Source organism: Stenotrophomonas sp. YJH_SMC_53, from assembly GCF_059369995.1.
In genome coordinates, this window is record NZ_JCAFTF010000012.1 from 84,079 (window position 1) to 103,758 (window position 19,680).

The window sequence follows — 19,680 nt, forward strand, 5'->3', positions numbered from 1 at the left end:
CGTCGCAATCCTGAATTTCAGTCAGGTTACGTCCAGCTTGTATGATGTTGGGTTATCCCCCTGACTCCGCCGGTGCTCGTTGTGAACAGTTCTCCCCGCCGTCCCCATGCCAGCCAGGTCCAGAAGGGACTTACGCCGCATGCCCGCATCCGCAATGTCATCGCGGTCGGTTCGGGCAAGGGCGGCGTCGGCAAGTCCACCACCTCGGTGAACCTGGCCGTGGCGCTGCAGCAGCTCGGTGCGCGGGTGGGCGTGCTCGACGCCGACATCTACGGCCCCAGCGTGCCGGCCATGCTGGGGCTGTCCGGCCGCCCGGAAAGCCCGGACAACAAGAGCATCGAGCCGCTGCGTGCGTTCGGCGTGGACACCATGTCGATCGGCTACCTGATCGAAGAAGACACCCCGATGATCTGGCGCGGCCCGATGGCCACCTCGGCGATGACCCAGCTGTTCAACGATACCCTGTGGGACGACCTGGATTTCCTGCTGATCGACCTGCCGCCCGGCACGGGTGACATCCAGCTGACCCTGACCCAGAAGATTCCGCTGGCCGGTGCAGTGATCGTCACCACGCCGCAGGACATCGCCACGCTGGATGCGAAGAAGGCGCTGAAGATGTTCGAGAAGGTCGAGGTGCCGGTGCTGGGCATCGTCGAGAACATGGCGGTGCACACGTGCAGCAGCTGCGGGCACATCGAGCACCTGTTCGGCGAGGGCGGCGGCGAGCGCATGGCCGCGCAGTACGGCGTGCCGCTGCTGGGGTCGCTGCCGCTGCAGATCGGCATCCGCGAGCAGGGCGATGCAGGCACGCCGATCACCGTGGCCCAGCCGGATTCGGCACCGGCCCAGGCCTACCGCCATGCCGCGCAGCGCCTGATCGAGGAAGTCGGCAAGCGCCCGCGGGCCTCGATCCCGATCCTGTCCTCGCTGCTGTAAGTGCCGGGGCAGGGGCCGCCGGCGCAGGCCGGCCCCCTGCTAGAATCCTCGCGCCCCCTCGTACCCCCCAGGACAAAGCATGAGCATCAAGAGTGACCGTTGGATCCGCCGCATGTCCGAGCAGCACGGCATGATCGAGCCGTTCGAGGCCGGGCAGGTCAAGCAGGCCAACGGCCAGCGCATCGTCAGCTATGGCACGTCCAGCTATGGCTATGACGTGCGCTGCTCGCGCGAGTTCAAGGTGTTCACCAACATCAACTCGACGATCGTCGATCCCAAGCACTTCGATCCGGGCAGCTTCGTGGATATCGTCGGCGATGAGTGCATCATCCCGCCGAACAGCTTCGCGCTGGCGCGTACCGTGGAGTACTTCCGCATTCCGCGCGATACCCTGGTGGTGTGCCTGGGCAAGAGCACCTACGCACGCTGCGGCATCATCGTCAACGTGACGCCGCTGGAGCCGGAATGGGAAGGCCACGTCACCCTGGAATTCAGCAACACCACGCCGCTGCCGGCGCGGATCTACGCCAACGAAGGCGTGGCGCAGATGCTGTTCTTCCAGGCGGCCGCCGATGACATCTGCGAGACGTCGTACCGCGATCGTGGCGGCAAGTACCAGGGCCAGACCGGCGTGACCCTGCCGCGGACCTGAAGATTGCAGGCGATCTGTAGAGCCGAGCCCTGCTCGGCTTCAATGCAGGGCAGCCGAGCATGGCCCGGCTCTACATGAAGGAAGGTGGCGCAATGCGCCGCCTTCCTTATTTGCCGCGACCGAACAGCATCGCGATGCCGACACCCACCAGGGCCACCGGCCACCAGGTCAGCAGCAGCTTGGACAGGTTCAGGTGCGTCCAGCCGAGATTGCTGGCGAGCATGAACAGGCCGATCAGGATCAGCAGGACGGCGGCAACGAGGTTGAATCGCATCGGGTCGGCGAAGGCTCAGGACAGGGCCGGATATCCTAGCCGTTCCTTCCAGTAGGCGACATGCTGGTCCAGCGCCGCCGGCTCGTAGCGGTGCGCCGGGCCGCTGCCCCAGACCGGGCCCGGCCAGGCCGGATCACCGTCATGGCGGCCGATCACATGGAAGTGCAGCTGGCGCACGATATTGCCCAGCGCCCCGATGTTGATCTTTTCCACCCCGTCGGAGCCCTTCAGGGCCTTGCAGGCGCGGTTGAGCTCGGTGCGCAGCTTGTCCTGCTGCTCGCCGTCCAGCTCGATCCACTCGGTGACCCCGGCCAGGCGCGGTACCAGCACCAGCCAGGGGAATCGTTCGTCGTTCATCAGCCGCACTTGCGACAACGGTCCTTCCGCCACCAGCACGCTATCGGTGGCCAGGCGTGAATCGAGTTCGAATTCGCTCATCCAAGATGCTCCGAGAAGAAGTCCAGGGTGCGTTGCAGCGCCAGGGCGGCGCTGTCTGGATCATACGCATGTCCGACCTCCCGGTTGAAGGCATGATCGGCCGGATAGACGTAGGTGGCCATCTGCGGCAGCTTCTCGCGGTGGGCCTGCACGGCTTCCGGCGGGATGCTGCGGTCCTGGGCGCCGAAGTGGAAGATCACCGGCGCCTTGGGTGGCTCATCGAGGAACTGGACGTTGCGCGCACCGTAGTAGCTGACCGACGGCAGTCCCAGGCGCACTGCGGACAGCATCGCCACCGTACCGCCCCAGCAGTAGCCGACGGTGCCGACCTTGCCGTAGGGGGCCAGCCGGGTCGCCGCCGCGCGGACCACTTCCAGCGCACGCTCCATGCCCAGCGCGCCGACCCGTTCCAGGCCCTGCTTCACGCCTTCGGCGTCGTAGGGCAGCGCGTCCGGATCGGCGTCGGGGCCATCGAGCAGGTCAAAGAACGAGGGCGCCAGCACCGCATAGCCTTCCGCCGCGAAGCGTTCGGCCACGCTGCGGATATGCGGATTGGCGCCGAAGATTTCCTGCACCACCACCAAGCCGCCGCGCGCGGTACTCTCCGGCAGGGCCTGCCAGGCCCGTACCGGGCCGTGATGCGTATCCAGGGTGATCCACTCGGCCATCGTTTCCATCTCGTTGTGGGGAACAGAACGGCATTGTCGGTGCTGCATGGGTTAGCGCGATGTCAGCGGCTGTGCGGGATCGGGCGGCTGGCCATTCAGAGCGCGGCCGCCAACCCCGGTATACTGGCGCCCTTTCAGGCCCCGGCCCCCAGGAACCCCTGCCACGACGGCAGGGGCCCAGGCCCCCAGAGTCCCGCGATTCCATGTCCCAGCTGAACCCCAAAGTCGGCTTCGTCAGCCTTGGCTGCCCGAAGGCCCTCGTCGATTCCGAGCGCATCCTCACCCAGCTCCGTTCGGAAGGCTACGACATCGTCCCGTCCTACGATTCGGCCGACGTGGTGGTGGTCAACACCTGCGGCTTCATCGATTCTGCGGTGACCGAGTCGCTGGACGCGATTGGCGAAGCGATGAACCAGAACGGCAAGGTCATCGTCACCGGCTGCCTGGGCAAGCGCCCGGAGCAGATCCGCGAGGCGTACCCCAACGTGCTGGCGGTGTCCGGCCCGCAGGATTACCAGAGCGTGATGGAAGCGGTGCATGAAGCACTGCCGCCCAAGCACGATCCGTTCGTGGACCTAGTGCCCGACTACGGTATCAAGCTGACCCCGCGCCACTACGCGTACCTGAAGATTTCCGAAGGCTGCAACCACAAATGCAGCTTCTGCATCATTCCGTCGATGCGCGGCAAGCTGGTTTCGCGCCCGGTCGACGAGGTGCTGCGTGAAGCCGAGCGCCTGGTGCGTGGCGGCGTGCGCGAGCTGCTGGTGGTTTCGCAGGACACCTCGGCCTATGGCGTGGACGTGAAGTACGCCGAAAAGATGTGGCGCGACAAGGCTTACCAGACCCGTTTGAAGGCGCTGTGCGAAGGCCTGTCGGAGCTGGATGCATGGGTGCGCATGCACTACGTGTACCCGTATCCGCACGTGGACGAAGTGGTGCCGTTGATGGCCGAGAATCGCATCCTGCCGTACCTGGATATCCCGTTCCAGCACGCCAGCCCGCGCATCCTGCGCCTGATGAAGCGCCCCGGCGCGGTGGAGAAGACCCTGGAGCGCGTGCAGAACTGGCGCCGTATCGCGCCGGACATCACTGTGCGTTCGACCTTCATCGTCGGCTTCCCGGGCGAGACCGAAGCCGAGTTCGAGGAACTGCTGTCGTTCCTTGACGAAGCGCAGCTGGATCGCGTCGGTGCGTTCGCCTATTCGCCGGTTGAGGGGGCGACCGCGAACGATCTGCCCGATGCTGTGCCGGAGGAAGTGAAGCAGGAGCGTCTGGCCCGCTTCATGGAGAAGCAGGCGCAGATTTCCGCTGCACGCCTTGAGGCCAAGATCGGCACCGTGCAGCAGTGCCTGGTCGACGCCATCGAAGGCGACATCGCCGTGGCCCGTTCCAAGGCCGATGCCCCGGAGATCGACGGCCTGGTGCACATCCAGAATGCCGACCAGGTGCCGCTGCGCGTGGGCGAATTCGTCGAGGTGGAGATCACCGAGAGCGACGAGCACGACCTGTATGGTGACGCGCTGACGGCCGCCCCCCGTCCGGCGTTCGACCTCAAGGTGCTGTGACCGCAGCGTCGGCCGCCACCGGCAACGGCGGCGGTTCACGACGCTTCGTACCGCCGCCACGTGCGGCGGTAGCTGCACGGCAGTTCGAGCATCCGCTGTTTGCCGGACTTCAGGACTTCCGTGACCTGCTGGACGGCACCGCGTGGCCGTCCATCGCGGCGCTCGATGCACGTCTGGCCGTGCCTGGCAAGCGCCTGGTTGAACAGGACGCCGCGCTGCTGGCCGATGGTCTGCATTATGAGGCGCGTATCGCGCAGGGACGCATCGCCACCCGTGCCGGCAACTGGCACGACCTGTTCAATGCGCTGGTGTGGGCCTCACAGCCGCAGCTGAAGCGCGCGCTCAACGTGCGGCAGTGCCTGCATATCGAGGCGATGCCACCCGGCCAGCGCAACCGCGCGCAGGCCGCCTTGACCCAGTTCGACGAAACCGGCGTGATCGTGCGTGTGCGCGATGACTCACTGCGGGTTGCCTGGGATGCACACGACTGGCCCGCGTTGTTTGACCCGGTGAACTGGCAGAGCGGTGACATCGCCATCACTGTGGTATTCGGGCATGCGCTGATGGAACAGGCCCTGCTGCCGGGGCGATTGCTGGTCGGCAAGTGCGTGGTGGTGCAGGGCGATGTCGAAGCCGCCTGTGTCGACGTGGTGAGCGCTGCCATTGCCGAGGGCAGGGCAGTGACCGATCCGCTGCAGCTGCGTCCGCTGCCGTTGGCTGGAATCCCAGGCTGGCACGACGTGCAGGATTCTGCCTTCTACCGCAATGCCGACTATTTCCGCCCGCTGCGTGCAGGGCGCACGTACCCGCCACTGTTGTAGAGCCGAGCCCATGCTCGGCTCTACATGGACAGCGAGGTCGGGCATGGCTCGACGCTACACAGGCTCGTACTCCACGCCGATCACTGCAAAGGTGAACTGCCCGCCGGGCAGCTCCACCGAGAACTCATCATCCAGCCGCTTCTTCAGCAGCGCACGCGCCAGGGGGGAATCGATGCTGATCCAGCCCAGGCCTGCATCGGTCTCATCCGGGCCGACAATGCGATAGCGGCTGGTGTCGCCGCTGTCCACGTTCTCCAGTTCCACCCACGCGCCGAAGAACACTGCGAGCGGATCGGTTGGCGTCGTATCGACCACGCGCAGCGATTCCAGCCGCTTGGTCAGGTAGCGCACGCGGCGGTCGATCTCGCCCAGTTGCTTCTTGCGGTAGGTGTACTCGGCGTTTTCGGAACGGTCGCCTTCTGCTGCAGCTGCGGCGAGCGCTTTCACCACTTCCGGGCGGCGCACGCGCCATAGCTCATCCAGTTCGGCCTTCAGTCGCGCATGCCCGGAAGCGGTGATCAGGGCGGTGCTTTTTTCTGCGGGGGGACGCCAACGGGACATGCAATACGACTTCTTTTCTGGATGACGAACGGGAAGCGGGGTCAGATCCCTTTCCAGCGGAAAGGGCTCTGACCCCAGCAGGGGCATCTAGCGCTTGCCGCCGAAGATGCCACCGAGGATGCCGCGCACGATCTGGTTGCCCAGCTTGGTGCCGACAGTGCGCGTGGTCTGCTTGGCCATGGTTTCGATCATGCCCTGGCGGCGCTTGGTGCCGAAGATCGCATCCTTGATGGCCTGGCCGAAACCACCTTCCTGAGCTTCGTCCTGCTCGCGGCTGCGCGCGGCCGGCGCCTGTGCCTGCTCGATGCTCTTCTGCGCGCGCTGGGCCAGCAGTTCGGCGGCCGATTCGCGGTTGATCGCGGTGTCGTAGCGGCTGCCGACCGGGCTGCCGGCGCGTACCTGTGCACGCTCGGCCTCGGTGATCGGTCCCATCCGGCAGCGCGGCGGCGCGATCAACGTCTGCTGCACGGGCATCGGCACGCCTTTGTCCTGCAGCGTGGATACCAGTGCCTCGCCGGTGCCGAGCTGGCTCAGCACCTTGGCCACGTCCAGCTTCGGATTCGGCACGAACGTCTCGGCCGCGGTTTTCACCGCCTTCTGGTCGCGCGGGGTGAACGCACGCAGTGCGTGCTGAACGCGATTGCCCAGCTGGCCGAGAATGTTGCCCGGCACGTCGTCGGGGAACTGCGAGCAGAAGTACACGCCCACGCCCTTGGAACGGATCAGGCGCACCACCTGCTCGATGCGCTGCACCAGCGACGGCGGTGCATCATCGAACAGCAGGTGCGCCTCGTCGAAGATGAAGACCAGCTTCGGCTTGTCCAGGTCGCCCACTTCCGGCAGCTGCTCGAACAGTTCCGACAGCAGCCACAGCAGGAAGGTGGAATAGAGCTTGGGCTTGAGCACCAGCTGGTCGGCGGCGAGGATGCCGATCATGCCGCGGCCGTCGTGGTTGACCCGCATGATGTCGGCCAGTTCAAGTGCCGGTTCGCCGAAGAAATTCTCGCCACCGTCCTGCGCCAGGCGCAGCACCGAACGCTGGATCGCCGCGATCGACTGCGCACTGACCAGGCCGTACTCGGTGGAAATGTCCTTGCGCTCCTCGGCAACCAGGCCGAGCAGGGCGCGCAGGTCGTCCATGTCCAGCAGCAGCAGGCCGCGGTCGTCGGCCAGCTTGAATACGATGTCGAGTACCCCGGCCTGGGTGTCGTTCAATTCGAGGATGCGCGACAGCAGGGTCGGGCCCATCTCGCTGACCGTGGTGCGCACCGGGTGGCCCAGTTTGCCGTACAGGTCCCAGAAGATGGTGGGGCTGGCGGCCGGCGCATAGTCGGCCACGCCGATCTCGGCGGCACGCTGGAGCAGGTTTTCTGCGCCGGTGCCGGGCACGGCCAGGCCGGAGACATCGCCCTTCACATCGGCCAGGAACACCGGCACGCCCCGTCGCGAGAAGCCCTCGGCCAGGGTCATCAGGGTCACGGTCTTGCCGGTACCGGTGGCGCCGGCCACCAGGCCGTGGCGGTTGCCGAGTTTCGGCAGCAGGGTGACGGCAACATCGTCGGTAATGCCTTTGCCGAGCAGAATCGGATCCATGGTCCAGCCCTTGTGATGAATAGCCCAATGTTAACCGCCGGCAGTGACGGTCCGAAGGTCGGCTTGCCCGGACCTTGGCGGCGCCGCTACTCTGCCTGCCTGTTTCGCACACAGTGCCATCAATGCCCGTTCCTGTCCTGATTTCCCGCGGTTGGCCGCTGCTGGCCCTGGCCGGCCTGGTTTCCCTGGCGCCCGACGCCCACGCACAGCGGGTTTCGGCCCGGGACAAGGTGAAGGTGGATGCGCTGCAGCAGCGCATGACCGCCGCCGAAAAGCGCTACGGCGATGCCCTGCTGCTGGTCGCCAACGCCGATCCCAAGGGCAGCAACGAAGCCGATGCCGCGCTGGAGGACATGGAAGATGTCCTCAACGACTGCGTCAAGCAGAAGGGCTGCCAGATGGGGACCCTGCTGGCCAGCTACAAGCGCCTGCTCAAGCACGACGCCGATGCCGCCGCCAGCGATGACGTGGCCGATGAGGGCGGTGACCGTCTGGAAGCCGACCCGGACCACATCGGCCCCCTCACCGCCGACGTGCCCGAGGCCGCGCGCGCTGCCGCGCTGTTGAACGACAAGCGGCACGCCTTCGACAGCATGGTCGAGTACAATCCGGCGGTGCAGGCCGGCATCCGTCGCTGGCTGACCGACATGCGACCGGCGCTGCTGACCAGCTACGAAAATTACCAGAACCTGCGCGCGGTGATGTGGCCGGAGTGGGAAAAGCGCGGCCTGCCCGAGGCGCTGCTGTTCGGGATCATGGCCAAGGAATCCAACGGCCGTGTGCATGCTTCCTCGCGCGCCGGCGCCGCCGGCCTGATGCAGTTCATGCCGGCCACCGGCCGCCGTTTCGGCCTGGGCCCGGACGGCACCGGCTTCGATACCCGCTTCGACGCGCGCAGCGCCGCTGAAGCCAGCGCCAGCTACCTCAACGAGCGCCTGCGCGAACTGAACAACAACGTGGAAATGTCGGTGGCCGCCTACAACGGTGGCGAAGGCCGTGCCGCGCGCGTGTTCAAGCAGAGCGCCGGCCAGAGCTTCTGGACCGACAGTGTCTACAACCAGTTCCCGGGCGAGACCAAGGACTACGTGCCGATGGTGATTGCCGCGGCCTGGATCTTCCTGCACCCGCAGCAGTACGGCGTGGAGTTCCCGAAGATCAGCGCGCAGCCGGCCACGCTGCGGCTGGCCAAGTCCACCACCATCTATGAATTGACCATCTGCCTGGGCAGCCACGGTACCCGCGATGGCTACATGCGTGCGCTGCGCAACCTCAACCCGCGCTATGAGGCCGATGGCTGGATTCCGGCCGGTACGCTGATCAACGCCACCACCCGCATCGCCGGCCTGTACCAGCGCAACTGTGTCAGTGGTCCGCGTGCCGACCTCGCCCGCACGCTGATCACCGCTGATCTCAACGCGGCGATCAAGCGCCCGACCGCGGCGAGCTATACCGGCAGCGTGGCGGTGGGTGGTGTGGTGCCGGTGGCCGACGCGGCTGCATCCACCAGCGTGCCGACCGCACCGGTGGCTGCAGTGGCGGCACCGCGCCCGGCGCCGGCCGCCCGGCCGAAGCCGGCGCGCAGCCACAAGGTGGGTCGGGGGGAGACCCTGGGCGCCATCGCCGCGAAGTTCCAGTGCGACCTGCCGACCCTGGCCCGCGCCAACGGCCTGAAGGCGCCGGCCTACAGCCTGCGCCAGGGCCAGACGCTGAAGCTGCAGGGCTGCGACAAGTAATTCCCAAGACCACTGGAATCCGTATGGACCTCGAAGCCACCCGCAACCTGTTCGCCAACCTCCGCGAGAACACCGACTGGGACATCAACGGCCCGTTGCTGTGGGGGTATTTCTTCGTCCACGCCAGTGCCGAGCCGCTGCAGGCGCTGGCCCAGCACCTGCAGGCACAGGGCTACACCTTCGTGGAACTGTTCGAGCAGGAACCGGAAGAGGGCGACGCGCCGTTCCACGTGCTGCACGTGGAGCGCGTGGAAATCCACGACGAAGCCTCGCTGGACCGCCGCAACCAGGAATTCGCGGCGCTGGCCGCGGAGCACGGCGTGGAAGACTACGACGGCATGGACGTCGGCCCAGCACCGGTCCTGCAGTAATCCGCTTCTGACTGTAGAGCCGAGCCCGTGCTCGGCTCTACAGACCCGGTAGTGCCGGCCGCTGGCCGGCATTCCGTTGAATCCATCCACGCGTCGCGTGGATCTACGGTCAGCGCAGCTTTGCCAGGGCCTGGCCCAGCTGCACAGGGCTCTCGGCGCCCAGCTGCGGGGCGAATTCGGCCACGCCCGGCGGCAGCAGCACCACCACGGTCGAGCCGTAATTGAAGCGTGCCATTTCGGCGAAACGCTCCAGCTTGATGCCCTGGCCGCGGTAGTCCTTGCGGGTGATGCGATCGCCGTAGGCCGGGATCTCCTCGCCGCTCCACACGGTTTCCACGCCGGATACCAGCAGCGCGCCGACCATCACGCTGACCATCGGGCCGAAGCTGGTGTCGAAGTGGCAGACCAGGCGCTCGTTGCGGGCGAACAGGCGCGGCACCCCGTTGACGGCCGCAGGACCGACACTGAACAGGCGTCCTGGCACGTGCACGGTTTCACGCAGGGTGCCGGTCCACGGCATGTGCACGCGGTGGTAGTCGCGCGGTGACAGGTACACGGTGGCGTACAGACCGTCGTTGTACGGCTTGGCATCCTCGTCGCTGCCCAGCAGCTCGGCGGCGGTGAACGACTGGCCCTTGGCCTGGAAGATGCGGCCGGCCTCGATCTTCCCCAGCTGGCTGATGCGGCCGTCGGCCGGCATCACCAGGCTGCGCGGATCGGCATCGGCCACGCGCGCGCCCGGCTTCAGCGCGCGGGTGAAGAACTGGTTGAAGGTCGCATAGCTGCGCGGGTCCGGGTTGGCCGCTTCGTCCAGGTTGACGTTGAACTTGCGGGTGACGGTGTCGATCAGCCAGCGCGACACGCGCGGATCGTCCGAGTACGCCAGCGAGCGTGCCATCGAGGACAGCAGGCGATGGGGCAGGGCGTACGTCAGGGCGGTGGTGAGGCTCATGGGGCGGTTTTCTCGGTCAGCTTCTGCAGGTCGCGGGCGATCGCCGGCGCATTGAACGGGGGGCGCACCAGGCCGGCAAGGCGGCCCTGCGGGTCGAGCACGGCCAGGCTGGCCGAATGCTCGACGGTGTAATCCTCGGGGTTTTCGTCGAAATGCTTGCCCGGCACTTTCTGGAACACGAAACCCAGCGAGGTGGCGAAGCGCTCCAGCGAGGGGATATCCGCGGTGGCGGCCAGGGTGTCCTTGTGGAAGCCGTGCACGTACTCGCCGAGGCGGGTGGCGCTGTCGCGGTCCGGGTCGACCGAGATGAACAGCACGCGCGGACGCAGGCCATCGGGCAGGGCCTCCCACTGGTTCTGCGCACCGGCCAGCTCGGCCAGGGTGGTCGGGCAGACGTCCGGGCAGAAGGTGAAGCCCAGGAACACCAGGGTCCAGTGGCCCTTCAGTTCGCCCGGGATCAGGCGGGTGCCGTCGGACTGGGCCAGGTTGAAGTCGGGCAGTTCACGCGGCTGCGGGTACAGGGTGATCGCTTCGGTGGCCGGGGCGTTGGCCGGCGGCTTCGGCGCGAACACCTGCTGGGCGGCGAGCAGGCCAAGCCCCGCCGCCAGGGCGATCAGCAGGATGATGCCGGCATTGCGATTGAACATGGGGGCTCCCACGCGAAATGGGCTCCATCATACCGGCTGCGGCCCGATCGTTTCCGCCGCAACGGATGCTGCCGCGGGCGCCAGCCCCTATAATCGGGGGCCACTTTGCCCGCAGTACCGCCATGACCGCTGAAACGGCCGCCGAACTCCACACGATCATCGATCTGATCCGCTACGGCACCAGCCGTTTCAACGAAGCCGGGCTGACCTTCGGGCACAGCTACGACAATGCGCTGGACGAGGCGACCCAGCTGGTGCTGCACAGCCTGCACCTGCCGCACGACCTCGGCCCGGCCTACGGCCAGGCACGCCTGCTGCGGGCCGAAAAGCTGCGCGTGCTGGAACTGTTCCAGCGTCGCATCGACGAACGCATCCCCGCTGCCTACCTGACCGGTGAGGCCTGGTTCGCCGGCCTGAGCTTCAAGAGTGACGCGCGCGCGCTGGTGCCGCGCTCGCCGATCGCCGAACTGATCGAATGTGGTTTCGAACCGTGGCTGGCCGGCCGCGATGTCAGCCGCGCGCTGGATCTTTGCACCGGTTCGGGCTGCATCGCCATCGCCATGGGCCACTACTACCCGAACTGGGAAGTGGACGGCGTCGACCTGAGTGACGACGCATTGTCGCTGGCCGAGGAGAACAAGGAGCGCCTGCAGGCGCACAACGTCACCCTGATCAAGTCGGACCTGTTCAATGGCCTGACCGGCCGCCACTACGACCTGATCGTCACCAACCCGCCGTACGTCACCAACGACGAGACTGATGCCCTCCCGCAGGAGTATTCCTACGAGCCGGAAATGGGCCTGCGTGCCGGTGACGATGGCCTGGACCTGGTGCTGAAGATCCTGCGCGATGCCCCGCTGCACCTGAGCGAAGACGGTCTGCTGATCTGTGAAGTGGGTGAGTCCGAACAGCATCTGGTCAAGCTGCTGCCGGAAGTCGATTTTTCCTGGATCGAGTTCAAGGTCGGCCAGATGGGCATCTTCGCGGTCGAATGCCGCGAGCTGATCGCCCACAGCGCACGCATCACCGAACTGGCGGCGCAGCGCCCGTGAGCTCCAATTCGTTCGGCAAGCTGTTCACCGTCACCACGTTCGGCGAGTCGCACGGGCCGGCCATCGGCTGCGTGATCGATGGCTGCCCTCCGGGGCTGGCGCTGGACGCGGCCGAATTCGCCCACGACCTGCAGCGCCGTGCGACTGGCAAGAGCCGGCACACTTCCGCGCGGCGCGAGGCCGACGAGGTCGAGATCCTGTCCGGCGTATACGAGGGCCTGACCACCGGCACCCCGATCGCGCTGCTGATCCGCAACACCGACCAGCGCAGCAAGGATTACGCCGATATCGGCCAGCAGTTCCGCCCGGGCCATGCTGACTACAGTTACTGGCACAAGTACGGCATCCGCGATCCGCGTGGCGGTGGCCGTTCCTCGGCACGCGAGACCACCATGCGCGTGGCCGCCGGCGTGGTCGCCAAGAAGTGGCTGGCCGAGCGTTTCGGCGTTACCGTGCGTGGCTACCTGTCGCAGCTGGGTGACATCACCCCGGCCGGTTTCGACTGGTCGGCGGTGGAAGACAATCCGTTCTTCTGGCCGCACGCCGCACAGGTGCCCGAGCTGGAGGCGTACATGGATGCGCTGCGCAAGTCTGGCGACTCGGTCGGTGCGCGCGTGGACGTGGTCGCCGACAACGTGCCGCCGGGCTGGGGCGAGCCGATCTACGGCAAGCTTGACGGCGAACTGGCCGCTGCGCTGATGAGCATCAATGCGGTGAAGGGCGTGGAGATCGGCGACGGATTCGCCAGCGCCGCGCAGAAGGGCACCGAGCACCGTGACCTGCTGACGCCGCAGGGCTTCGCCAGCAACCATGCCGGCGGCATCCTCGGTGGCATCTCCACCGGTCAGCCGGTCGTTGCGTCGATCGCCCTGAAGCCGACGTCCAGCCTGCGCCTGCCGGGCCCGTCGCTGGATACGGCCGGCAACGTGGTCGAGGTGGTCACCACCGGCCGCCACGATCCCTGCGTCGGCATCCGCGCCACGCCCATCGCCGAGGCGATGGTGGCGCTGGTGCTGATGGACCAGGCGCTGCGTCATCGCGCGCAGTGCGGCGATGTCGGCACGATCACCCCGCGCATTCCCGGGCAGATCGATGGCTGACACGCGGCCGACCGTGTGGGTGAGCCAGCCGCTGATCGAGGCGGCCATCGCGCCGCTGCGCGATCGCGTGCAGCTGCGCAGCACCGACACCGTCACCGCCTGGTCGCCGGACCAGATCGCCGCACAGCTGGCCAGCGCCGACGGCGCGATCATCACCCTCAACGAGCGCATCGGTGCGGCCCAGGTAGCCGATGCCACGCAGCTGAAGGTGATCGCCAATGTCGGCGTCGGCTACAACAACCTGGATGTCGACGCGCTCAGCGCGGGCGGCATCCTGGCCAGCAACACGCCGGACGTGTTGACCGAAACCACCGCCGATCTCGGTTTCGCGCTGCTGATGGCAACCGCGCGCCGGATCACTGAGTCCGAGCGCTGGCTGCGTGAAGGGCAGTGGCAGCAGTGGTCGTTCCAGACCATGCTGGGCGCGGATGTCCATGGCAGCGCGCTGGGCATCCTTGGCATGGGCCGCATCGGCCAGGGCATCGCCCGCCGCGGCGCGCACGGTTTCGGCATGAAGGTGCTGTACCACAACCGTTCACGGTTGCCGGCCGATACCGAGGCGTCGCTCAGCGCGACCTACGTGGACCTGGATACGCTGCTGGCACAGTCCGACCATCTGGTAACGGTGCTGCCCTACACGCCGGCCTCGCATCACATCATCGATGCGGCTGCGCTGGGGAAGATGAAGCCGACGGCAACCCTGGTGAACATCGCCCGCGGCGGCATCGTCGACGAACTGGCGCTGGCCGAAGCGCTGGCCAACGGCCACCTGGCTGCCGCCGGCCTGGATGTGTACGAGGGCGAGCCGAAGGTGCGCCCGGAGCTGCTGGCGCTGCGCAACGTGGTGCTCACTCCGCATATCGGCAGCGCCTCGCTGGCCACGCGCACGGCGATGGTACAGCTGGCTGTGGATAATCTGGCTGCCGGGCTCGGCCTGGACGGCGGCCCGTCGCGCATGCCGAGCGCGATCAACGCTGACGCGGCGATGGCCGCGCGCGTGACGCTGGGCAAAAAAACCGGGAAACGATAGGGAACCTCCGCGCGCTCCGCTTGAGGAGGTTCCCCGAACCCAGCTGTCGTGCGTGTTTTTCCCCCATTCCCGTTTTCGTGAGAGTTCCCCATGAGCAATGCACAGCGCAGTTTCCACGTCGCCGTCGTCGGTGCCACCGGCGCCGTTGGCGAGACCATGTTGTCGATCCTGGCCGAGCGTGATTTCCCGGTCGGCACCCTGAGCGTCCTCGCCTCCGAGCGTTCGGCCGGTGGCGAGATTGAATTCAACGGCCAGAAGGTCAAGGTCCAGGACCTGGCCACCTTCGATCCGACCGGTGTCGAGATCGCGCTGTTCTCGGCTGGCGGCAGCGTGTCCAAGGAATACGCACCGAAGTTCGCCGCCGCCGGTGCGGTGGTGATCGACAACTCCTCGGCCTTCCGTTACGACGATGACGTGCCGCTGGTGGTGTCCGAGGTCAACCCGGAACAGGTCGCCAACCGTCCGCGCGGCATCATCGCCAACCCGAACTGCTCGACCATGCAGATGCTGGTGGCGCTGGCGCCGCTGCACCGCAAGTACGGCATCGAGCGCATCAACGTCTCCACCTACCAGTCGGTGTCCGGCGGTGGTCGTTCGGCCACCGAGGAGCTGGGCAAGCAGACCGGTCAGCTGCTCAGCTTCAAGGAGATCGATCCGCAGCGCTTCCCGGTGCAGATCGCCTTCAACCTGATCCCGCACATCGACGACTTCCAGGACAACGGCTTCACCAAGGAAGAGATGAAGCTGATCTGGGAAACCCGCAAGATCCTGGGTGACGACAGCATCCTGGTGAACCCGACCGCGGTGCGCGTGCCGGTGTTCTACGGCCACTCCGAGTCGGTGGCGATCGAGACCCGCGACAAGGTCACCGTCGCTGAAGCGCGCGCGCTGCTGGAGCAGTCGCCGGGCATCGAAGTGGTGGATCGTCACGAGGCCGGTGGCTATCCGACTCCGGTTACCCATGCTTCGGGGACCGATGCGGTGTATGTCGGCCGTATCCGCGAGGACCTGTCGCACCCGCGTGGCCTGAACCTGTGGATCGTGTCGGACAACGTGCGCAAGGGCGCTGCCCTGAACGCCGTGCAGCTGGCCGAGCTGGTCGCCGCCGAACAGCGTTGATCACCGTGGTTGCCTGACCGGTAGTGCCGGCCGCTGGCCGGCATTGCCGTGATGGGCATGTGGTGGTGCCGGCCAGCGGCCAGCACCGCCGAAGGTCCCCCTCGGTGGATGCGGACCGCGGTCCGCACGCTTTATAGTGTCGCCCATGAATAAACGGGCCAGGGGCGCAAAGCGCCCGCTCCTCTATCTTTCCACCGCGCTGCTGGCCCTGGCCAGCAGTTCGGCGCTTGCCCTGGGCTTGGGTGACATCCGTGTCCTGTCCAAGCCGGGCCAGCCCCTGCTGGCCGAAATCCCGGTAGTCTCGGCCGATCCATCCGAACTGGAGAACCTGCGCGTCGCGCTGGCCTCTGCGGTCACCTTCGAACGCGTCGGCCTGCAGCGGCCGGCCGGGCTGGTCAGCGAGCTGCAGTTCGAACTGACCCGCAATGCGCAGGGCAGGGCGGTGGTGCGGGTGACCTCGCAGACGCCGGTCGAAACCCCGTCGCTGAGCTTCCTGATCGAGGCCGACTGGGGCCAGGGCCGCCTGGTGCGCGAATACTCGGCACTGGTTGATGCGCCCTCCAGCGCACTGGCGGTGGCCGAACCGGAAATCGTCGCGCCGGCAGGTACCCTCTCCAACACCATCGTCCGTGATGTTGCACCGGCACCGGCCGCTGCGGAGAACGCAAGCGCACCTGCGCCGTCCACTGCGGCAGCGCCGGCACCTGCATCGGCTCGCCCGCGGGCAGGGGCTGCACCCGCTGCCGCGCAGGCAGCCGATGGCAGCGTCATCGTCCAGCGTGGGCAGACCCTGTCGCAGATCGCCAGCGCGGTGGCCCGCGGCAACCAGGTCAGCCGCGACCGCGCGATGATCGCCCTGCTGCGGGCCAACCCGGAGGCCTTCATCCGCGGCAACGTCAACCTGCTCAAGCAAGGCGCCGTACTGCGCATGCCAGACAGCGATGCACTGGCGGCGGTCGATGCCGCCGAGGCCGCAGTGCTGGTGCGCGAGCATGCCGCGCAGTGGCGGCAGGCGCGCACCGTGCCGCAACCGGCGGGTACCGTCGCCCCGGTGGCCGCGGCGGCAACCACGAACGCTTCTTCCCCGGCCGCGGCCAATGGGGCACGACTTGAAATCGCCCCGGCGCTGGCTTCCGACGCCGCGCGCGCGGGCACAACCACCGGCACTGGAGCCGGCAGCGAGGGTGACATGCTGGGCAACGAACAACTGCGCCAGGCACGCGAGGACATCGCGACCCGCGATGCCGAGATTGGCGAGCTGAAGCAGCGCGTCGCCGACCTGGAAAAACTCAAGGAACAGCAGCAGTCGCTGATCGCGATGAAGGACAACGACCTGGCCGCCGCGCAGCAGCGCCTGGCGCAGGTACCGGATACCCGCGATGCGGCAACGCCGTGGTACTGGCTGGGGCTGCCAGTGCTGCTGCTGGCGGCCGGTGCAGCCTGGCTGCTGCGTCGTCGCAAGCCATCGCCGCTGCCGCCGCTGCGCGACGAAGACGATGCCGCCGGTCTGACCGCTGCGGTACCGGCGGGCGCGGCGCTGTATACCCTGGCCGAGCAGTCCTCGTGGTCGTCGGTGGGGCCCGAAGCGGGCCGCCAGGAGCCGGCGATGCCGGCTTGGGCGAGCGAAACCGGGGGGCAGGATGACGTGGCTGCCGAACCGGTCGCCGACGTCGCCGCCCAGGCTGACTGGCAGGCGCAGACGCTGCGCGATGACGAAGTGGTGGAGCTGCCCGAGGCAGTGACCGACCTGCCGCGCTGGGACGAGCCGGTGCTCACGCAGGAGGATCCCACGCCGGCCGCCGCCGCGCAGGATGAGCCGCTCGCGCAGGCGGCCCCCGGCGAGGTGGCAGTGCCGGACTACGCGCTGCACGCCGAACAGCAGCCGCAGTTCCGCGGCGTGTTCGACCTGCCGGCCGAGCACCCTGACGGCGAGGCTTCAGGCGCAGCGCCGCACGACGCGCTGGCCGCAGCGCCGCATGAAGACGGTGCTGCGGCGCCGGCCGGCGATGCCGGCTGGGCGCCGCGCGCCGGGCAGGAGCGCCTTGAGCTGGCCATCGCCTACCTCGACCTGGGCGATGCCCAGACCGCGCGTACGTTGCTGCAGGAAGTGGCCGAGGGCGGCGACCTGCACTGCCAGGCCCAGGCCCGCGAACTGCTGGCCCGCCTGCCGTGATCGACCCTGCCGACAAGGACCCCGTCATGAGCCGCGAGCGCCGCATCGACTACGTTGAATTCGCTTCCACGGATCCTGCGGCCAGCCGCGCCTTCTTCGAGAAGGCGTTCGGCTGGTCGTTCGTAGACTATGGCAGCGACTACACCGCGTTCGACGACGGCCGCCTGCAGGGCGGCTTCTTCCGCGGCCAGCCGCTGCGGGCCAGCGATGCCGGTGCGCCACTGCTGGTGCTGTACGCTGACCAGCTGGCACCGATCGAAACGGCGGTGCTTGACGCTGGCGGTGAGATCGTGCGGCCGGTGTTTTCCTTCCCCGGCGGCAGTCGTTTCCAGTTCGTCGAGCCCGGTGGCAACGAACTGGCGGTGTGGTCCGAACGCGATCCGGCCTGAGCGCCGCCCCTCCCGCAATATCTGAGGTAGCACATGCGTTACGCGCTTGGCGTCGAGTACGACGGCAGCGATTTCAGGGGCTGGCAGAACCTGGGCGAGAGCGGCCCGAGCGTGCAGGCCAGCCTTGAGCAGGCCCTGTCGTCGGTGGCCGATTCGCCGCTGCAGGTGGTCTGTGCCGGCCGCACCGATGCCGGCGTGCACGGCCTGTGCCAGGTCGTGCACTTCGATACCGACGTGGTGCGCGATCCGCGCGCGTGGATGCTGGGCACTACCACCCGCCTGCCGCGCTCGATCGCAGTGCGCTGGTGCGTGCCGGTGGCCGGGGATTTCCACGCGCGTTTCTCCGCGCGCGCACGCCGCTACCGCTACCGCCTGCTCAACCGCGAAGTGCGGCCCGCGCTGGACCGGCAGACCTTGAGCTGGGAGCGCCGCGCGCTGGACGAGACCCTGATGCACGCCGCCGGGCAGGCCCTGCTCGGTGAGAACGACTTCAGTGCGTTCCGTTCGGTGCAGTGCCAGGCGCTGCACGCCCGGCGTGAGCTGCAGTCACTGCAGGTCAGCCGCCAGGGCGAGGTGATCGAGGTTGCCGTGCAGGGCAATGCATTCCTTCATCACATGGTCCGCAATATCGTCGGATCGCTGATCCTGGTGGGCAGTGGCGAGAAGCCGGTGGAATGGATCGCCGAACTGCTGGCCGGGCGCGATCGCACCGTAGCCGGTCCCACCGCACCGCCGCAGGGCCTGGTGTTCCTTGGGCCCCTGTACCCCGACAACTGGCACCTGCCCGCCGAGGTCACGCTATGAGCCGCTCCTACTACCGCACACGCATCAAGTTCTGTGGCATGACCCGGGCCGGCGATGTCCGCCTGGCCGGTGAGCTGGGCGTGGACGCGGTGGGTTTCATCTTTGCCCGTGAAAGCAGCCGCCGGGTCGCTCCGGCCGAAGCGCGCGCGATGCGCCAGGCGATCGCGCCCATGGTCGACGTGGTGGCGCTGTTCCGCAACAACAGCAAGGAAGAGGTGCGCGAGGTGCTGCGCACGGTACGACCGACCCTGCTGCAGTTCCACGGCGAGGAAGACGAGGGCTTCTGCCGCAGCTTCAACATGCCCTACCTGAAGGCGATCGCCATGGGCGGGCGTGAAGAGATCAACGCCCGCACCCTGCAGCTGCGCTATCCCAGCGCCGCCGGTTTCCTGTTCGACAGCCATGCCCCGGGCGGCGGTGGCGGCACCGGCGTGGCCTTCGACTGGGGCCGGATCCCGACCGGCCTGCATCGCCCGTTCCTGCTCGCCGGCGGCCTGAACCCGGAAAACGTCTACGACGCGGTGCTGGCCACCCTGCCGTGGGGCGTGGATGTCTCCAGCGGCATCGAACTGGAGCCGGGCATCAAGGACGGCTACAGGATGCGTACTTTCGTCGAGGAAGTGCGCCGCGCCGATTGCACGGTTCTTGAGTGATTGTCGTCACTATTTGCCGTGATCTGGACCTGGATTTGAGCCTGCACGCATTCTTCACATAGGATGGTCCCAAGCGCGCCTGCCATGAGGGCCGGCGCGGGGATCGACGGGGCGCGTCCGGCGCGTCCCGAACGGGCGGCCGCCGCCCA

21 protein-coding genes are annotated in these 19,680 nt (G+C 67.4%); 14 read left to right on the top strand and 7 right to left on the bottom strand.

From position 1 onward, the window contains the following. Positions 1-81: 81 nt before the first annotated feature. Both apbC and dcd read left to right on the top strand, forming a co-directional pair. Entirely contained in the window at positions 82-936 is an 855-nt protein-coding gene (apbC, locus tag AC5P7X_RS17255) for an iron-sulfur cluster carrier protein ApbC (RefSeq protein ID WP_005418013.1), read from the top strand. A gap of 79 nt (positions 937-1,015) precedes the next feature. Then, positions 1,016-1,588: a dCTP deaminase gene (dcd, locus tag AC5P7X_RS17260; RefSeq protein WP_005418012.1), complete on the top strand. Its 573-nt coding sequence runs from the start codon at positions 1,016-1,018 to the stop codon at positions 1,586-1,588. 106 nt (positions 1,589-1,694) lie between these two features. On the opposite strand, the gene AC5P7X_RS17265 is transcribed toward dcd, so the two are convergent. The 3 genes from AC5P7X_RS17265 to AC5P7X_RS17275 are packed head-to-tail and all read right to left on the bottom strand — an operon-like array spanning position 1,695 to position 2,968. Next, on the bottom strand, positions 1,695-1,862 hold the full coding sequence (locus AC5P7X_RS17265; RefSeq protein WP_005418011.1) for a LiaI-LiaF-like domain-containing protein: 168 nt from the start codon (positions 1,860-1,862) through the stop codon (positions 1,695-1,697). A gap of 15 nt (positions 1,863-1,877) precedes the next feature. Continuing rightward, positions 1,878-2,300, bottom strand: a complete 423-nt coding sequence (locus tag AC5P7X_RS17270) for an HIT domain-containing protein (RefSeq protein ID WP_049414742.1) — start codon at positions 2,298-2,300, stop codon at positions 1,878-1,880. After that, the gene (locus AC5P7X_RS17275; RefSeq protein ID WP_495215197.1) at positions 2,297-2,968 is read right to left on the bottom strand and encodes a dienelactone hydrolase family protein; all 672 of its coding nucleotides are present in this window, start codon (positions 2,966-2,968) and stop codon (positions 2,297-2,299) included. The genes AC5P7X_RS17270 and AC5P7X_RS17275 overlap by 4 nt, the downstream gene beginning before the upstream one ends. A gap of 203 nt (positions 2,969-3,171) precedes the next feature. On the opposite strand from AC5P7X_RS17275, the gene rimO reads away from it, so the two are divergent. Beyond that, a complete protein-coding gene (gene rimO, locus AC5P7X_RS17280) occupies positions 3,172-4,533 on the top strand; it encodes a 30S ribosomal protein S12 methylthiotransferase RimO (protein WP_005418008.1) in 1,362 nt (453 codons plus the stop codon). After that, the gene (locus AC5P7X_RS17285) at positions 4,530-5,354 is read left to right on the top strand and encodes a DUF3025 domain-containing protein (protein ID WP_372484092.1); all 825 of its coding nucleotides are present in this window, start codon (positions 4,530-4,532) and stop codon (positions 5,352-5,354) included. The genes rimO and AC5P7X_RS17285 overlap by 4 nt, the downstream gene beginning before the upstream one ends. Positions 5,355-5,408: 54 nt before the next feature. Here AC5P7X_RS17285 and greB read toward each other — a convergent pair whose 3' ends face one another. Both greB and AC5P7X_RS17295 read right to left on the bottom strand, forming a co-directional pair. Then, on the bottom strand, positions 5,409-5,915 hold the full coding sequence (greB, locus tag AC5P7X_RS17290; RefSeq protein ID WP_005418006.1) for a transcription elongation factor GreB: 507 nt from the start codon (positions 5,913-5,915) through the stop codon (positions 5,409-5,411). Positions 5,916-6,002: 87 nt separating this feature from the next. Next, on the bottom strand, positions 6,003-7,508 hold the full coding sequence (locus AC5P7X_RS17295; protein ID WP_005418005.1) for a helicase HerA-like domain-containing protein: 1,506 nt from the start codon (positions 7,506-7,508) through the stop codon (positions 6,003-6,005). Positions 7,509-7,630: 122 nt separating this feature from the next. Between AC5P7X_RS17295 and AC5P7X_RS17300 the strand changes: the two genes are divergently transcribed. Both AC5P7X_RS17300 and AC5P7X_RS17305 read left to right on the top strand, forming a co-directional pair. After that, positions 7,631-9,241 carry a transglycosylase SLT domain-containing protein gene (locus AC5P7X_RS17300; protein WP_053501135.1) on the top strand — a complete coding sequence of 537 codons (1,611 nt, stop codon included), beginning with the start codon at positions 7,631-7,633 and terminating at the stop codon, positions 9,239-9,241. A 23-nt stretch (positions 9,242-9,264) separates the two neighbouring features. Further along, entirely contained in the window at positions 9,265-9,612 is a 348-nt protein-coding gene (locus AC5P7X_RS17305; RefSeq protein WP_049414732.1) for a ribonuclease E inhibitor RraB, read from the top strand. A gap of 109 nt (positions 9,613-9,721) precedes the next feature. Here the strand turns inward: AC5P7X_RS17305 and asd are convergent, their stop codons facing one another. Next, the gene (gene asd, locus AC5P7X_RS17310) at positions 9,722-10,564 is read right to left on the bottom strand and encodes an archaetidylserine decarboxylase (protein ID WP_053501139.1); all 843 of its coding nucleotides are present in this window, start codon (positions 10,562-10,564) and stop codon (positions 9,722-9,724) included. Further along, positions 10,561-11,211: an SCO family protein gene (locus AC5P7X_RS17315; protein WP_005417991.1), complete on the bottom strand. Its 651-nt coding sequence runs from the start codon at positions 11,209-11,211 to the stop codon at positions 10,561-10,563. Before AC5P7X_RS17315 ends, asd begins: the two co-directional genes overlap by 4 nt. Before the next feature lie 122 nt (positions 11,212-11,333). Here AC5P7X_RS17315 and prmB point away from each other — a divergent pair, with 122 nt between their 5' ends. The 8 genes from prmB (at position 11,334) to AC5P7X_RS17355 (ending at position 19,531) form a co-directional block, all read left to right on the top strand. Next, complete coding sequence (gene prmB, locus AC5P7X_RS17320; RefSeq protein ID WP_065196981.1) at positions 11,334-12,263, top strand: 50S ribosomal protein L3 N(5)-glutamine methyltransferase; 930 nt, start codon at positions 11,334-11,336, stop codon at positions 12,261-12,263. Next, complete coding sequence (aroC, locus tag AC5P7X_RS17325; RefSeq protein WP_495215198.1) at positions 12,260-13,363, top strand: chorismate synthase; 1,104 nt, start codon at positions 12,260-12,262, stop codon at positions 13,361-13,363. The genes prmB and aroC overlap by 4 nt, the downstream gene beginning before the upstream one ends. Then, positions 13,356-14,393 carry a 2-hydroxyacid dehydrogenase gene (locus AC5P7X_RS17330; RefSeq protein WP_495215199.1) on the top strand — a complete coding sequence of 346 codons (1,038 nt, stop codon included), beginning with the start codon at positions 13,356-13,358 and terminating at the stop codon, positions 14,391-14,393. The genes aroC and AC5P7X_RS17330 overlap by 8 nt, the downstream gene beginning before the upstream one ends. Positions 14,394-14,483: 90 nt before the next feature. Further along, positions 14,484-15,512 carry an aspartate-semialdehyde dehydrogenase gene (locus AC5P7X_RS17335; RefSeq protein ID WP_495215200.1) on the top strand — a complete coding sequence of 343 codons (1,029 nt, stop codon included), beginning with the start codon at positions 14,484-14,486 and terminating at the stop codon, positions 15,510-15,512. Between the two features lie 145 nt (positions 15,513-15,657). Then, on the top strand, positions 15,658-17,685 hold the full coding sequence (locus tag AC5P7X_RS17340; RefSeq protein ID WP_495215201.1) for a FimV/HubP family polar landmark protein: 2,028 nt from the start codon (positions 15,658-15,660) through the stop codon (positions 17,683-17,685). Between the two features lie 26 nt (positions 17,686-17,711). Then, entirely contained in the window at positions 17,712-18,074 is a 363-nt protein-coding gene (locus AC5P7X_RS17345) for a VOC family protein (protein WP_005417973.1), read from the top strand. 33 nt (positions 18,075-18,107) lie between these two features. Next, on the top strand, positions 18,108-18,878 hold the full coding sequence (gene truA / locus AC5P7X_RS17350) for a tRNA pseudouridine(38-40) synthase TruA (protein WP_495215202.1): 771 nt from the start codon (positions 18,108-18,110) through the stop codon (positions 18,876-18,878). Next, complete coding sequence (locus AC5P7X_RS17355; protein WP_053500245.1) at positions 18,875-19,531, top strand: phosphoribosylanthranilate isomerase; 657 nt, start codon at positions 18,875-18,877, stop codon at positions 19,529-19,531. The genes truA and AC5P7X_RS17355 overlap by 4 nt, the downstream gene beginning before the upstream one ends. The last annotated feature ends 149 nt before the right edge of the window (positions 19,532-19,680 follow it).